The 942-nt window shown below is 68.9% G+C and carries 1 protein-coding gene; it reads left to right on the plus strand.

All coding sequences use genetic code 11. The features are described 5' to 3' along the window. Nucleotides 1-190 precede the first annotated feature (190 nt). Nucleotides 191-942, plus strand: a 752-nt coding sequence (locus tag IE269_RS42760) for an IS5 family transposase (protein WP_189828774.1), incomplete at its 3' end; no start/stop codon positions are given.

The raw sequence follows: 942 nt of genomic DNA on the forward strand, positions 1-942 counted from the left end.
GTCTCATTTACGTTCAGGATGTTTTGGAGGTTCGGCGGCGCCGGGGCAGGAGGTGCAGTTGAGTTGCGAGACTGCGCGGTGACGGCAGAGGACTGTTTCGTTCCAGCACCTCCCGTCTCCTCCCAACCCGTCCCCGAGGACGGCCCTTTGCCCCCTGGCCCCGACGGCCGCCGCGCGGTACATCACAAACATGACCCCGCACGACGGGTATCCCAGCGACCTCTCGGACGAACGCTGGGCGCTGATCGCCCCCGCCCTCACCGCCTGGCGGACCCGACGCCGACGCGATGCCCTGGACATCGGCCGCCCACCCGAACACGACCTGCGGCAGATCATGAACGCGATTCTCTACGTGGACCGCACCGGCATCCCGTGGCGCTACCTCCCGCACGACTTCGCCCCCTGGCCGACGGTGTACGGCTACTTCGCCAAGTGGCAGCAGGACGGCGTCTTCGAACAGCTCAACGGCCTGCTGCGAAGCCTGCTCCGCCAGGCCGAGGGCCACCGTGCCGAACCCTCCGCCTGCGTACTGGACTCCCAGACCGTCAAGACCTCCGCCAACGTGCCCCTCACCGGCCAGGGCACCGACGCAGGGAAACGCATCATCGGCCGCAAACGCCACCTCGGCTGCGACACCCTCGGGCTGCTCCTGACCGTCTTCGTCACCGCCGCGAGCGTGTCCGACACCGCCGGCGGGGTCACCCTGCTGACCCGCATCGCCGCCGCCCACCCACTCGTCACCAAGGCCTGGGTGGACGCCGGCTACCGCACCACCGCCATCAACCACGGCGCCCGCCTCGGCATCGACGTCCACCCCGTCCAACGCCCGCCAGGAACCAAGGGATTCAAAATCATCCCGAGACGCTGGACCATCGAGCGCAGCATCGGCTGGCTCATGCACCACCGCCGACTCGCCCGCGACTACGAAGCCCACCCGCACCG

The organism is Streptomyces spiroverticillatus (genome assembly GCA_014650415.1).
Lineage (GTDB): Bacteria > Actinomycetota > Actinomycetes > Streptomycetales > Streptomycetaceae > Streptomyces > Streptomyces spiroverticillatus.